Source organism: Fretibacterium sp. (assembly GCF_057312375.1).
In genome coordinates, this window is record NZ_DBHLDX010000001.1 from 67529 (window position 1) to 82565 (window position 15037).

Annotated in this window: 11 protein-coding genes; 1 reads left to right on the forward strand and 10 read right to left on the reverse strand. The window is 58.6% G+C overall.

Annotated features, from left to right (window positions below; all coding sequences use genetic code 11):
- Nucleotides 1-67: 67 nt before the first annotated feature.
- Nucleotides 68-5407 carry an alpha-2-macroglobulin family protein gene (locus tag ACO41U_RS00315; RefSeq protein ID WP_485941014.1) on the forward strand — a complete coding sequence of 1780 codons (5340 nt, stop codon included), beginning with the start codon at nucleotides 68-70 and terminating at the stop codon, nucleotides 5405-5407.
- Nucleotides 5408-5703: 296 nt separating this feature from the next.
- Here ACO41U_RS00315 and ACO41U_RS00320 read toward each other — a convergent pair whose 3' ends face one another.
- From ACO41U_RS00320 to ACO41U_RS00365, 10 genes are all read right to left on the reverse strand, one after another.
- A complete protein-coding gene (locus ACO41U_RS00320) occupies nucleotides 5704-6651 on the reverse strand; it encodes a GDP-L-fucose synthase family protein (protein ID WP_485941015.1) in 948 nt (315 codons plus the stop codon).
- Nucleotides 6651-7742, reverse strand: a complete 1092-nt coding sequence (gene gmd, locus ACO41U_RS00325; RefSeq protein ID WP_298781684.1) for a GDP-mannose 4,6-dehydratase — start codon at nucleotides 7740-7742, stop codon at nucleotides 6651-6653. The genes ACO41U_RS00320 and gmd overlap by 1 nt, the downstream gene beginning before the upstream one ends.
- A gap of 17 nt (nucleotides 7743-7759) precedes the next feature.
- Nucleotides 7760-8725: a glycosyltransferase family 2 protein gene (locus ACO41U_RS00330; RefSeq protein WP_485941016.1), complete on the reverse strand. Its 966-nt coding sequence runs from the start codon at nucleotides 8723-8725 to the stop codon at nucleotides 7760-7762.
- Between the two features lie 35 nt (nucleotides 8726-8760).
- A complete protein-coding gene (locus tag ACO41U_RS00335; protein ID WP_485941017.1) occupies nucleotides 8761-9489 on the reverse strand; it encodes an FkbM family methyltransferase in 729 nt (242 codons plus the stop codon).
- 163 nt (nucleotides 9490-9652) lie between these two features.
- Nucleotides 9653-10612 (reverse strand): alpha-1,2-fucosyltransferase, encoded by a 960-nt coding sequence (locus tag ACO41U_RS00340; RefSeq protein WP_485941018.1) that lies wholly within the window; start codon nucleotides 10610-10612, stop codon nucleotides 9653-9655.
- Nucleotides 10609-11715 (reverse strand): glycosyltransferase family protein, encoded by a 1107-nt coding sequence (locus ACO41U_RS00345; protein ID WP_485941019.1) that lies wholly within the window; start codon nucleotides 11713-11715, stop codon nucleotides 10609-10611. The genes ACO41U_RS00340 and ACO41U_RS00345 overlap by 4 nt, the downstream gene beginning before the upstream one ends.
- Nucleotides 11712-12461, reverse strand: a complete 750-nt coding sequence (locus tag ACO41U_RS00350; RefSeq protein ID WP_485941020.1) for a class I SAM-dependent DNA methyltransferase — start codon at nucleotides 12459-12461, stop codon at nucleotides 11712-11714. The genes ACO41U_RS00345 and ACO41U_RS00350 overlap by 4 nt, the downstream gene beginning before the upstream one ends.
- 2 nt (nucleotides 12462-12463) lie before the next feature.
- On the reverse strand, nucleotides 12464-13588 hold the full coding sequence (locus tag ACO41U_RS00355) for a DegT/DnrJ/EryC1/StrS family aminotransferase (protein WP_485941021.1): 1125 nt from the start codon (nucleotides 13586-13588) through the stop codon (nucleotides 12464-12466).
- Entirely contained in the window at nucleotides 13588-14046 is a 459-nt protein-coding gene (locus ACO41U_RS00360; protein WP_485941022.1) for a cupin domain-containing protein, read from the reverse strand. The genes ACO41U_RS00355 and ACO41U_RS00360 overlap by 1 nt, the downstream gene beginning before the upstream one ends.
- A 28-nt stretch (nucleotides 14047-14074) precedes the next feature.
- A complete protein-coding gene (locus ACO41U_RS00365; RefSeq protein ID WP_485941057.1) occupies nucleotides 14075-15028 on the reverse strand; it encodes a glycosyltransferase in 954 nt (317 codons plus the stop codon).
- Nucleotides 15029-15037 lie beyond the last annotated feature (9 nt).

Sequence of the window (15037 nt, forward strand, 5' to 3'; positions counted from 1 at the left end):
GTGTAGCGCCCTATTTTGTTTCGTCATTCGGTTATTATCACTCTATCTTAATTTAAGGAGGACTGTCATGCGATTCCAAAAGTGGTTGTTTCCAACGATCCTTGCGGTGCTCTGCCTCTGCCTTGGGGCGGCGCCGGGCCGGGCTGCCCTTCCGGCCGGGGTGCAGAGTTTTGCCCCGACGGGGAGGGTTTCGGACAACGTCTCCTTCCGTCTGGTCTTTAAGAACGCCGTCGCCACGAAGAAGGACGTGGGGAGGGCGATGGGGGTTGAGGAGTTCCCCTTCGAGGTGACGCCGGCGATTCAGGCCGAGGGGAAGTGGCAGAACGAAACCACCTTCACCGCGCGCCTCCTGGCGCCGCTCCGCATGGGAACGTCCTACACGGCGCGCCTTCGGGAGGGCCTGACGGACCGAAAGGGCAAGCAGATCCCGTCCGGATCTTTCTCCTTCCAGACGGACCCCCTGACGCCGACCGCGGTCAAGGCTGTCATGGGACGCGACGGCGCGCGCCTCACCCTCGCGTTCAACATGCCCGTGGCGCCGGCGGTCCTGCAGGGCTTCCTCCAGATCGTGAACGAGAAAGGAGAAAAGCTCCACTTCTCCCTTCAGGGCGCCGCTCCAAACCGATCGGTTCAGATCCTCGTGCCGTTGGGGCAAAGCCTGTCTCGCCAGACGCTGACCGTTCGTATCGCGGCGGGCCTGACCTCCGGCGAGGGGAACCTGGGCCTTGCGCAGGACTTCTCGTCCCGGGTGGTCCTTGAACCCCAACTGACCGTCGAGGGTATCCAGGGAGATGAGGGCCTGATCCAGGCATCCTTCAACTTCCCCATCGATCCGGAGAGCGTCCGGGACTTCGTCGCCATTGAGCCACCAGTAGAGTTTCGTCTGGACTCCAACTGGAGCGGGAACGCCCTTCAGATTCGCGGGGACTTCGAGCCGCGCAGCCGCTTCGTCGTGACGCTGCGACGGGGGCTGCCCTCCAAGGAGGGCGGGCTTGCCCTGAAGGAGGACTTCAAGCAGGCCGTCATCATGCCGGACCTGGAGCCCAGCGTTTCCATCCCCACGTCGGGGACCTACCTCACCGCCATGGGCGGCGGCCTCATCCCCCTGGAGCTGGTGAACGTCAAAAAGCTGCAGGTGAACCTGTGGCGCCTCTATGAAAACAACATCCCCTACGTTATCCGCGGGGATTACAACAGCTTCTCGAAGGACCTGGCGCGACGGGTGTACAGCCGCGAGTTCAAGCTCGACCTGCCCCTGAACGAGCACGTGCGGCGCAGCCTGGCCGTGGACGAGCTCGCCAGCGGCGACCGGGGGCTGTTCCTGCTCTCCGTGCGCGATTTGGATGCGGAGTACTGGGACGAGGAGAACCAGATCCTCAACCTCAGCGACCTGGGAGCCGTCGCCCGCGTGTGGGAGGACGGACTGATGCTCTGGGTCAACACCCTCTCGGGCACGCAGCCCGTGTCCGACGCGGAGGTCCGCATCTACTCCGGAGCCAACCAGGTGATCGCCCAGGGCAAGACGGACGCGGAGGGCATCTTTGCCTTCGATCGACCGGAACCATGGGGCACGGACGCGGGGGAACAGCCTCGCCTTGCCGTCATCTCAAGCGGCAGAGACCTGACCTACGTGCAGCTCACGCGGAGCCTGCTCTCGCAGGAAACGTTCGACACGGCGGGGCGCCCCTGGCTCCGGGAGGGGTATGACGCCATCCTCTTCGCGCCGCGCGATATCTACCGCACAGGCGAAGAGGTCCCCTTCAAGGCCATCGTCCGCGGCACGGACCTCTCCACGCCCGCTCCGTTCCCGGTCCTCTTCACGGTGCGCGACCCCATGGGGCGCCGCACGGAACAGCAGACGATGACGCTGAGCGATATGGGCAGCGCCCTCTTTACGCTGAAACTCCCCGCAAACGCGCTGACGGGGCTCTGGTCGGCTGTGATCTCCGTCCCCGGACGCGAGGAGAGCCCCATGGCGTCCATGAACTTCCACGTGGAGGACTTCGCGCCGCCACGCATTGAAGTGAAGATGAGCACGAACTCGAAAGCCCTCACCCACGGGGACGACTTCAAGGCTGCCATCACCGCGCGCTGGCTCTTCGGCGCCGACGGGGCGGGACTGCGCTACAAGACGTTCTGGAGCGCCAAGGACTCCCCCTTCGAGCCGACGCAGGATCGGTGGAAGGGCTACACCTTCGGCGACAGCTCAAGGAAGTTTGAGGGCGCACGAAACGACATGGATGAGGGGCAGCTCGACGCCTCGGGGCGGGCCACCTCAACGCTGACCCTCGACGCCGAATGGGAGGCGGCCTCCACCATCGCCGTGACCCTACGGACGGAGGTTATGGAGGACGGCGGGCGGTGGGTCAGCGATTCCATCACCCTCCCCTACTTCCCCACCTCTTGGCTTTTGGGCATTGCGGCAACGGAGGAGCAGATGGCGGTGAACCACGACCTCACCTTCCGGATCGCTGCCATCGATCCCCAGGAAGAGCCCGCCGACCCCGGCGACCTCACCGCCTCGCTCTACCGCGTCAGGTGGAACTACAACATCGTGGAGGTGGATGGCTATCGGCGCTGGCAGAGCTCTGAGGAGCTGACCCTTGTCGAGGAAAAGCCGGTGACGTTGAAGGACGGCCTTGGCTCCGTCTCCTTCCGTCCCGAGGAGTGGGGGACCTATCTGGTACGGGTGTCCGACATTGACGACAACGCGCGGGCTGCGATGCGCTTCTACGCCAGCGACGCGAGGTATGCCGAGCGCGGCGGCTCCCCCATCCTGGACCGCGTGGGCGTCTCCATGGATCGGGAGTTCTACAGGGTCGGCGACACGGCAAAGGTGACGCTCACCACTCCTTTTGAAGGTCTTTTGCTGTTCAGCGTCGAAGGGGCCCGCCCGATCTCCCGCCAGGTCCGCAAGGTGGACGACCCCGAGATCACGGTCGAGGTCCCCGTCACGCAGGACATGGTCCCCAACGGCTGGATCACGGCGTGGCTCGTCCGCCCCGTCAGCGAGGAGGACGCCTCCGCCTGGGGGACGCACCGCGCCGTCGGCGCCGCGCGCCTCAAGGCGGACCTGACGCCGTACAAACTGGACGTGGCCATGGAAGCGGTGGACAAGGTGGAGCCAGCCTCGACCCTGCCGGTCAGCCTGACGCTCAAGGACGCAGAGGGCAAGCCAGTTCAGGGAGATGTGGCGCTGGCGCTGGTGGACGACGCCGTCCTCGGCTTGACCGGGTACAAGACGCCGGACCTGTTGAACCACTTCTGGGGGTTGAAGAAGCTCAATTCCGAGGGGTATGACCTCTACGACCTCCTGATCCCCGTGGAGTCCCGCGCGACGGAACCGCTGCACCCCGCCGGCGGCGCGGGGATGGCGGCCCTTGCGGGAGCAGGCTCAAACGTGCAGCGCTTCAAGATACTCTCGCTCTTCCAGGGACTGCTCTCCGCCGACGCGGAGGGACGGGTGAAAGCGGACCTCGACGTGCCCGAGTTCAGCGGGCGCGGTCGTCTTTTCGCCGTCGTCGCCTCGCAGAATCGCTTCGGGATGGCTGAACAGCCGGTGCAAATCGCCCGCAGCGTCGTCACCGAGGTGAACCTTCCGCGCTTTGCCGCGCCGGGAGACGTCTTCGTCGCGCCTCTGTCGATCTTCAACGCCTCCACCGAGGCGCGGGACGTCACGCTCTCCATCTCCGCGGAGGGCGGCCTGAAGGTTGCGGAGAGTCAGAAGACCCTTCGCGTCGAGCCTGGCGCTCAAGCCCGCTGGGAGACCGAGGTCAGCGTGCTGGAGCCGGGGGACGTAAGCTGGGACGTCGTGACCTCATGGACCGAGGAAGGCGGACAAAAGGAGTACCGGCAGACGATCGACCTGCCCATTCGTTCCCCCTGGCCCGTCGTGTCCCGATCGGGCTCCGGAGTCTTTGAGTCCGGAACGACCCCCATCGACATCCCGGTGTCGGACTTCTCAGGAACTATCTCCGGAACGCTTAGCCTCGCGGACACGCCCATGGTGGACCTGACGCGGGCAGTGACCTACCTGCTGAACTACCCCTACGGCTGTCTGGAGCAGACGCTTTCCGCGTCCTGGCCCTTCCTGGTGCTGCCGGACGCCGTGTCGGCACTGGACCCGCTCTTGGTCAACGACCAGCTGGTGCGCGACCGGATGGAGACCGCCATGGCGAAGCTGCAGTCGATGCAGCTCTACGACGGTTCCTTTGAGACGTGGCCCGGGACGGGACACCCCTACGTGTGGGGAAGCGTCTATGCGGCGCACTTCCTGGTGGAGGCGCAGCAGGCGGGAGTGGACTGCCCGAAGGACATGCTGGCAGGGGCTATGAACTGGCTGCACCAGTTCCTCGCCTCCATGCCTGGCGACGACTATCCCACGGCGGAAAAGGACGACTTCACGGCGAAGGCGTATGCCACCTACGTGCTCGCGCGAAATGGCGAGAAGCCGTTGGGTTGGATCGAGTACCTGCGCGAGAATCGGGAGAACATGTGGCCGTCGGGCCGAATCTGGCTAGCCGGCGCCCAGGCCGTGATCGGCGGACGGGGCGACGCACTTCGTGAGCTGGCTCCCGTTGACTCGAAGCTTCCCCAGGCGGCGCGTTGGCGGACGCTCGAATCCGACGTCCGAAACGCGGCGCAGCTCCTCTCGCTCTGGATGGAGGTCGAGCCACAAGCCACCGAGGCTGTCGCGCTGGCGGCGTCCCTCGTGAAGTGGGGACAGGAAAATCGGTGGTACAGCACTCAGGACAACGCAGCGGCCCTGATGGCGCTTGCGCGCTACAACCTGAAGGTCGGCGCCGAGAAGGCGAACCTCCAGGGGACTCTGACCGATGGAACGAAGGACCTGCTGACCTACAAGAGCGGAAGCGCTTCCTCCATCGCCGCGTCCGAACTGCCCGCCCGCGTCACGTTGAACGTGCAGGGTACGGGCAGAGGGTACTACACCTGGAACGTCATGGGGACGCCCAAGTCCCAGCCCAAGGCCGAGAAGCGAGGAATCGACGTCGAGTGCGCGTGGTACGACGAGAAGGGCGGGGCTCTGGACCTCACGCAGCCCATCCCACAGGGCACGCGGATGCAGGCGGTCCTCACCCTGAAGCCCTCTCTGCCCGTCAGCGGACTGGCGGTTTCCTGCTTGCTCCCGGCGGGCCTTGAGCTGGAGAATCCGCGGCTGGATCCGGGCCTGGACGATGCCGCCGGGTCCTACGGCGTCGTCGGAGACGTCCGGGACGACCGCCTCCTGCTCTTCTTCGATCGCCTTGGGGGGGAGCGGACCTACAGCTTCAAGGTACGGGCCGTCACCCGCGGGACCTTCGTCGTTCCGCCGATCTCAGCGACCGGAATGTACGATCCGGCCGTACACTTTACGGGCCGGGGGCAGCCCGACCTGACCATCAAATAAGTGCAGGCTGACGGGATCAAGCGAAGGTAAAACGGGGGCGGACGCCTTTAAGGTGTCCGCCCCTTTTGCTTCAGATGCCGGCCGCTCGACCTATTTTAGGGAAGCGCTGATTAATCTTAAAAAGTTGTTAAAAGCAATCAAGGAGCATCAAACGAAGGGTATCCTTCAGTGCTTCCCTAAATTTTAAAATGGGGCTACGCCCCAATCCCCACGCGCTTCGCGCGGCCTGATGAAGTTTCAGACACTGAAGGGAGACGATACGGGTGACAGTTCCTAACGACTTAATCAGTGTTTCCTTAGATGTCCCGCACTTTGCCCTCAAGGAAGGATCGGTACGTCCGGCGTATGCCCTCGTCCAGGTCGATAGTGTGGCGCCATCCCATCTCCCTGAGGAAGGTGACGTCCAGCAGCTTGCGGGGGGTGCCGTCCGGCCTGCCCTCGTCCCACAGGACACGCCCGGCATACCCGACGACGGCGCACACCTTCTCCGCCAGCTCGCGGATCGTCAGGTCCTCCCCCGTCCCGACGTTCACGATGCGCGAACCGTCATGGTGCTCCATGAGAAAGAGGCAGGCATCAGCCAGGTCATCGACGTGGAGAAATTCCCGCCGCGGCGTTCCCGTCCCCCACAGGGTCACCGATTCCGCACCCCTCGCCTTCGCCTCGTGGACCTTTCGGATCATGGCCGGCAGGACGTGAGAGTTCTCCAGGCCGAAGTTATCTCCCGGCCCGTAGAGGTTCGTGGGCATGACGGAGATGAAGTTCGTCCCGTACTGCTGGTTGTACGCCTGACACATCCGGATCCCCGCGATCTTGGCCAGGGCGTAGCAGTCGTTGGTCGGCTCAAGAGGGCCGGTCAGGAGGGCGTCCTCCGGGATAGGCTGCGGCGCGAACTTGGGGTAGATGCAGGAGCTCCCCAGGAAGAGGAGCTTTTTCACCCCCGTGCGCCAGCTCTCGCGGATGACGTTCGTTTCCATCATGAGGTTCTCGCAGATGAAGTCCGCCGGATAGGCAGCGTTCGCGTGGATCCCGCCGACCCTTGCCGCGGCCATAAAGACGTACTCCGGCCTCTCGCCTTCAAAGAAGTCCTGCACTCCCTGCTGTGACAGCAGGTCCAGCTCCCCGTGCGAGCGGAGCAGGAGGTTACAAAATCCCGCAGACGTCAGGCGCCGGACGAGGGCGGAGCCCACCAGGCCTCCGTGGCCTGCGACGTAGATGCGGGCGTTTTGCTCCATTCCATCCATCACAGTTCCTCCAGTGCGCTGCGCACCTCGTAGCCTGCATCCCGGATCAGGATGTCCTTCTTGAAGAGGTCCAGGTCATAGCGGACCATGCGCCGCACCAGGTCCGAAAACGACACCTTGCGCTTCCAGCCCAGCTCCCGCTCCGCCTTCGCGGGGTCCCCCAGGAGCAGGTCCACCTCCGTGGGACGGAAGTAGCGCGGGTCCACCTCGATGAGGACACGGCCAGTCCCGGCATCGACGCCCACCTCGTCAAGTCCGCTTCCCCGCCACTCGAGTTCCATCCCCGCCTCCTTGAAGGCCAGCGTGGCAAACTCCCTCACTGAATGGGTTTCACCCGTCGCGATGACGAAGTTGTCCGGCCGGTCGTGCTGCAGGATGCGCCACATGGCCTCGACGTAGTCCTCGGCGTGCCCCCAGTCCCGCTTCGCGTCCAGGTTCCCCAGCCACGTCTTGTCCTGAAGCCCCAGGGCGATGCGGGCGGCCGCGCGCGTGATCTTGCGCGTCACGAACGTTTCGCCGCGCAGTTCCGACTCGTGGTTGAACAGGATGCCGTTTGAGGCAAACAGGCCATAGGACTCGCGGTAGTTTACCGTGATCCAGTAGGCATAAAGTTTTGCAGCCGCGTAGGGACTGCGTGGATAAAAGGGCGTCGTTTCCCTCTGGGGCGTTTCCTGAACCTTGCCGAAGAGCTCGCTGGTGGAGGCCTGATAAAACCGCGTGCGCTTTTCCATGCCCAGGATGCGTATGGCCTCCAGCAGGCGAAGCGTTCCGATTCCGTCGGAGTCCGCCGTGTACTCCGGCGTTTCAAAGGAAACCTTCACGTGGCTCTGAGCGGCCAGGTTATAGATTTCGTCCGGCTGGACCTGCTGAATGATGCGGATCAAGTTCGAGGCGTCCGTCAGGTCGCCGTAGTGAAGGAAGAAATGAGGGGCCTCCTCGTGCAGGTCCCTGTACAGCCCGTCGATACGGGCGGTGTTGAAGATCGAGCTGCGCCGTTTGATGCCGTGGACGCTGTAGCCCTTCTTCAGCAGAAGCGAAGCCAGGTAGGCGCCATCCTGCCCGGTGATGCCCGTGATCAATGCCGTCTTCATCTGCCTGCCTCCATCGTTCAATTCTCCCGGAACAACCCTTGAACGTTTCCGTTCCTGCGGTACTCTGCAAGCGCTCCCCTGGCCGCCCGGATACCCCGCAACATCGCAGCTAAATCGGGCTTCCTCGCGCGCAAGAGGACCTTCAGAGCAGCGGCATAAGAGAAAAGGCTGAAATTCAGCCGATAAACGTTCAGTTGCGGGCCGCTGACGCCGTCATAAATCGCGTCGAACAACAGGTGGAAATTATACCATTTTGAGGCGGTCATGCCCGCAACGTCGAGCCGCGCAGCGCCGGAAACGTGGTGACACAGCGCGCCGCAGGGTGCGTTCACCAGCGTTTTGCCAAGCTTTTTCTTCAAGTAAAAGGAAAATCCCGAGTCCTCCCCCAGAGAGTACCCGCCGAAGCGCTGAAAGGCCTCAGGGAAGCGCAACCCCAGTTGGGTGAAGGTTTCGCTGCGAAAGGCCATCCCGCACCCGCTGAGCCAGTCGACGGGAATGCCATGTTGTTCAGGGCAACAGCTTCGGTTGTGCAGGTAGGGCGTCATCCGCCGTGGCGTAGGGCGTTCCGGCTCTGGGCCGTGATAGGTCCCATCTGCGTCCAGCTGCGGGACGTGAGGGATGTTGACTCCCCAAACGTTCGGAACTCCAAACGCTGCCGTTACCCCGGTCAGTGCGTCGCGCGACAGCTCGCTGTCGTCGTCGATAAACAGGACGTAGCGTATGGAACGTTCGTGCATGAGGATCTGCTTCACTGCGTCATTGCGTTGGGATGCCAACCCGGACCGTGGTGCCCTGAAGTACTTCAGGGGAAACGTCCACGCTCCATCCTCCACGGCTCTTCGGGTTTCCTCGTCCTGGCTGGCGTCCCAGACCACGCATAGAAAATCTCGAAAGGTCGAACGCTCCAGGCTTGCAAGCGCATGTTTTTTGATCTCGCCGCTACGGTTCTTGGTGGCGATGATGATGCTCATTGTTTCAGACATGTTTTATCACCCTTTCCTAGCGTTAAAACAAGGTTTTAACGCTCTGCCCAGCAACGCTCCAAAACAAAAATCGTGTTTATGTACGTGTCCGCAAAAAGCATGTACCCCAATGGTTTTAACATTTCATACAGTTCTATACTATTGCTGTTTTGTAGTCCCGATACGCCATATTCTCTGGATTCAACGCAAATTACCTTAGGCAGACTGGAAAGCATTTTAAGTTCGCTCAGGATCAGCTCGTCAAACCCTTCCGTATCCAGAGACAGAAAATCAGGGAAAACTCCGTCGCAATATTTATCAAGAACATATTTCAAAGGTTCTACTCTAACTTCAATGACATCACGAATCAAGTATCCATGCTGATCGCGAAGAAGTTTTGCCTCCTTTTCTGAGAATGTACTTAAGGTCTTGGCACTCATAACATAAAAGGGCATGGTGCCACTAAGATTTCCAATGCCCATTTGAAGATTGATATCTTTTTTGCGTTTACGGGCAATTCTTTTGAACAGCAGTGGATCCGGTTCTATGTTTATGCCTCTGGACCCTTGCGCATAGAACATCGCCGTGTTGCTATACAAAAAGGGGTCATGGGCACCGATATCGATATAAGAAGGATTCTTTATCCCCAAGACATCAAATATCCACCTTACAATGCAATCTTCCCCTGTTTGAGAGTAACTTTTACGCAGCGTACGGAAGTAAACATAAAGGTACGTTTGCCTAAGGATATCTTTGATTCGGGTCATCTTATCTATCTTTTCCAAAACCATCTCTTCCCTTCTTAGCCTAAAAAACGATTTTATAACTTCGTTCAAGACGATATCTATAATATCCGTATCACAGAAATTCTCCAACAGGAGGATCTTTTTAGAGGTGTCCCCTTTCTTCAAAAAGGCGGAATATCGACTTAGTTTTTAGCCCTCTAGCTCAATCCACCGCTAAGTTTATCCAACCGTCGACGCGGAATGCCGTCTCACTGCCACGTCGTATATAACTTGGTGCCTTCCTGTTAAACCAGGTCTCCGGCATGATCACAGTCTTTAAGGGGTTATCGCAAAGCCATGCACCAAGCCAACTTAAGGTGGAGTTTGCGATAATGTGATGCCGACATTGTGTCATGAGATACAGATCATCCGCCGGCGAGCGCCCCATATCGTCACAAAGAAAATGGATATTTTCTCCAGGCTCCGGGAAAAAGTTCCTGCATAACACCGGGTCGTTAGAAAAAATATAAAATGTAACATCCTGGCGTCCCAGGGATTTTTGCAGGATATCTATGGCTTTTCGATAATAATTTATTGTAATGACGTCATGCATTGACCCAATATAATCCCCTCCTCGGACGTGTACTGCTGTTGAAATAGTCCCTGCTATCCTTTGTGCCAAGGCTTCGTTTCTGCGGACAACATCGTCAGCAAACGAAAACTGATTCCAAAATTCGGCAGGAAGTACGCTGAGATATTGACTGTTGGCACAAAACCCGCCGATGTAGCGCGCTTTAAGGCTATTGTACACTACGCTGTCGAAGACGGAGAAGTACTTGGGCTCGTAGTAATAATAACGTCGAAAAAAAGCCTCCTCGTTCGCATCGGCCAGTTCCATCCACAACGTTGGGAACGTCTGCAGGAGCTCGAAATCACGTTTTTCTTTGCCCTGAATATCCAGCCCAAACTTCTTGTACCAATCCATGCCAAACTTCACAGGTAGCCCCGATGCGAGTTGTGCGCCCATTCCAACGGAGTATTGCCATATCTGGTTCCCAAGTCCGCCGCTCAGGGGAACGATCACGAGCGGCGAAGCCTTTGTCATCATCTCGGCCCAGCAATGCAGCGCGGAACGGTAAAGGCGCTTCAGGCCCTTGAGCAGTTGGGTGGACCTGTTATTCATTGCCGACCGCCCTCTGAATTCACATCCTCCAATAGCTCCGCCAAGATGTTTTTGAAATGTGGAGTAAAGCACAGAGCCCTGCCTGCGCGCATTGCCCCTTCGGCGAACTGCGCGTAATCGTCGAACAGCTCTCTAAGCCCTTCAGCCATTCCATCAGGCGACAGATTTTTGATCAGAACTCCTGCTCCATAATGCAGGACCTCCTGCAGTCCGGGCACGTCCTGACCCAGCATGGGGATGCCCGCTGCAAAGTAAGAGTACATCTTCCCGGAGGGACAGGAGATGTAATTAAAGTCGCCCCTTAACTTACCTTCAATGTCGTAAAAGCAAAGGCCTGCGTCAAAGGCCCTCAGATACTCTGCGACCTCTTCCTGAGGCGTATAGGAACTGTCGATCTTCAGCCGTCCCGAGGCCAGCAGCGCTCCGTATTTTTTTGTCAGGACGCTCCGGTAGCGTTCGCTGAGGACGCCCTTCAGCGTCAAGGTGAAGGGTTCCGGAAGGACGGACAGGGCGTCAATACAGAACTCAACTCCGTGGACCGGATAGATTGCCCCCATGTAGATCAGGTGAAAGCCCTTCTGCGCCCTTGGCTTGGATGGAGGCATCTGCCTGTTCGAATTCGGCAGGATCTTAAATGGGATCGAAGCGTCTCCAAAGAGAAATCTCTTCCGCAACTCGGACTGTATCAGAAGCATTTTCACCCCAGTTTTTTTCGTCAAGGCCAGCCAGACGTCGTCGTAAATCTCAAGGGACACGTAGACGACATTTTCTGAATAAATCCTGCGCGTCACGTAATATCCCAGCGAGTCCACAGCGAAGATCAGGTCATAACGCCCCTTGTGCTGTCTCAACTTCAGGAGGAGCAAAAGGGCCTTGAGCCACCCATAGAACCTGAGGAAGTGCTGCAGGATGCGTCGCGCCAGGGAGGGGATGCGGACGTAAAAAAAACGGCATTTTAAATTCTCTGCTGCGCTTCGGTTGCGCGCATCCCAAAGCGTGATCATATCGACGTCTCCGATATCAGCCAACATCTCCGCTATATTTAAGGTGGTTGGAGAATAGGCCAGGGTATCACACGGAAAGACGATGAGAAACCTGCTCATCGCCGTTGCCCTACAGTTACCGCTGCCCATGATTCCTCGCTTGGCGTTGCCTCCGTCATCCAGGCGTTGATGGTGAGGAACGCTATCCCCGCCTCCTGGATAAAACGCTTGATTTCGGCATCGAAAAAATACCGCATCCGATGACACTCCCGCAGTTCATCGATCCGACCGGAGCTTTTTTCTTTGATAAAGGTCCGGTAGTTGACGTCCACTACGTTGATATCATCATGCAACACGGGGAGAGCGATGCGGGACACCTCAATCGAAGCGTCAGAGACCTCCTTAAAACGAACCTCCGGTTTCTGGCTGAGAACCGCGGGACCATACCAGAAGTCTAGAACGGCAACGCCCCTGGGGTTCAAATGTTCCTCAACCGTAGTCAACGCACTACGAACGTCCTCATCCATCGTCTGATAGCTCAGGACGTGAAAGAGCGCGACAACCGCATCAAATTTTTTCCCCAACCGCAAGGACCGCATGTCCCCGCAGGAGAACGACACGCCGTCGCAGGGCGTTTTACGGGCCTCGTCAATCATCTCCGCGCTGAGGTCCACGCCATGCACCACGTACCCAAGGCGTGCGAACTCCCGCGTGTAGCGGCCCGTTCCACAGCCCAATTCCAGCATTGAAGAAGGTGCAGGAACGTATTTCTTGATCAGGCCGTCAACGTAACGGGCTTCGGAAGGATAGTCCTTGTCCCGATACAGCAGGTCGTAGTAGCGGCTATAGCTTCCAAAGACGCTCATCGTCAGCGCTCCATTGTCCCAAGCACGGCGTGTACCTGTTCCGACACGTAACACATCGCCTCATCCGTCAAGGCCAGGCCCGTCGGAACGTAAAGGCCACGCCGCGCGATGCGCTCGGCCACGGGATAGCGTTCTCCGCTAAAGAGCCCCTGCTCAAGGAAGACCGGCTGTTCGTGCATGGGCCAGAAGAAGGGGCGCGTTCCTACGCCAAGGGCCTGAAGGCGCCTCTCGCACTCCTGTTCCTCAAAGGGGACGTCGTCGTCCAGGACCAGGCCAAACACCCAATAGAGGTTCTCGGCGTAGAGGGTCTGTTCCAGGGGCAGTTGAATTCCCCGAACGTCCTTCAGAAGTTCCTGATATCGGGCCCCAATGGCGCGCTTTTTCTTCAGCGACTCCGGCAGCTTTTCCATCTGCGCTACGCCGATGGCCGCCTGGATGTTGGACATCCTGAAGTTATGCCCCAATTCGCGATGGACGAACCGCCGCTCCGGCATAAAAGAGAGGTTGCGCAGCGAGCGGCACCGCGCGGCCAGCGCGTCGTCGTCGCAGAGCACCATGCCCCCTTCCCCTGTCGTGACGTGCTTGTTGGGGTAGAAGCTGAAACAGCTGATATCGCCAAAGGCTCCGCATGGCGTGCCGTAAGCCGCCTGCCCAATAGCCTCCGCCGCATCCTCGATGACGGCAAGACGGTGTTTCTGTGCCAGGGCCATAAGCGGCTTCATGTCCACGGGCAGGCCGTAAAGGTGCACCGCCATGATCGCAGCCGTCCTGGGAGTGATCCTGGCCTCGACCTGCGAGAGGTCCATGTTCCAAGTCTGAGAGTCGCTGTCAACCAGCACCGGGATGCAGCCTGCGCGCACGATCGCGGATGCGCAGGAGATGATGGTGAAGGTGGGCATGATGACCTCACTGCCCGGCGTCAGGTTCAGCGCCTGAAGTGCCAGTTCAAGGGCCACGGTTCCGTTACACACCGCCGCGCCGTGCCTGCGGCCCGTCAGATGGCACATCCCCTCCTCAAGGCGTGTGACGAAGGGTCCCTCAGAGGATATCCACCCCGTATCGATGCACTCGTCAAGGTACTTTTTCTCGTTGCCGTTCAAAAGCGGCTCATTGACGGGAACGTTCATTAGTTATCCTCCCCTGCCCTTGAATAAACGACCTGCGCGGACGAGATGCCCGAAAATCGTGTTTTGTCGCCCTCGCCCACATAGGGCCCTTGTTTGACCTCGATCATCTCCAGGTCTTCGATAACTTTGAAGCCATGACCTCCTGCTATGAGGAGGATAACATCTCCAGCATAAAGCGTTCGGCTTTCCAGATACTCCTGCCCCTCGTTGTAAAAATCTACCCGAAGCTGTCCCTTACGGATAAAGAGGACCTCCTGCGTGTAATGGACCTGACGAGGCACGGGGTTGTGGACGTGCGGCTCAATGAGGTGCCCGGCAGGATGATGCATGTAGGCCAACTGCTGTGAAAAATCCGGCTGGGTGAAAAAATGAATCCCAGAGCCGCTGAAATTTGCCCTCACGATAATCGCAAGGGCCTCTCCGTCATAAATAATCCTCTCCAAACTGCGTTCGTCCATTTTCGATACCTTTCTTCCCTAACGCAGGCTAACCGAACAGGCATATCTTTAATTTTTGCCATCGAGAAAAGTTCCTGAGCAAAAATTTTTGAAGGCAACACAACAGCTTATGCCGCATCAAAACAACGGACAGCTTGACGGAAAAAGCGCCGACCTGAGATTTTTCAAGACACGCCAAGGCCAAATCTTGCCTGCCTGCTGCCAAAAACTGCAAAGCCACCAGGAAAAGATGGCGAAGATAAAGTCGCTTCCCCCCTTGTCGGACCATATCCATCCCATGTTTCTCAATAATGTACTGATATCCAGCCAATCCCCTCAACTCGTTGCCGGAAATGGTCTCTCCGCCATGACGGATCCAGATGAAAAGCGGCCTGGAAACGTGTATAAAACGACAGATCGAGGCCAGACGAATCGTCGTCTCCCACTCCTGGTAGGCAGGGACCTTCTCATCCAGGTACCCAATTTGTTCCAGGGCCGTTTTGGAGACAAGTATCGTCTGAAAGAGCGCACCATACCCCATGAGGACCTTTTTGAAGGCCCCAGGTTCTTCAAAGGAGGGAAGAGGCACATATCGCAATTGGCCATCTTCTCCATCCTGGCGGTACATATCCGAATGAATTACGACCATAGGGTCGGTTTTCAAACGTTGCAGCGCTTCAATTTGGGTTTCCAACTTGTCCTTCACCCAAATATCATCCGAATCGTTAAACGCTATCCAAGGGAAGTGAGCGGCTTTGACTCCCACGTTACGAGCGTGTTGCGCTCCCAGATTTTCAGACACGTGAATTGGCCGCACAACGGGAAGGGCCAAAGCTATCCTCTTCAGCTCCTGCCACGTTCCATCCGTAGAGCAATCATCCACCACAATCACTTCTCGTGGCGGATAAGTCTGTGCAACAACGGAGCGAATGCTGGCTTCAATTCGGTGCACTCTGTTGTATGCAGGTATTACAACGGATACGTCAATCTCATGCCCGTTCATTTTTAAAGA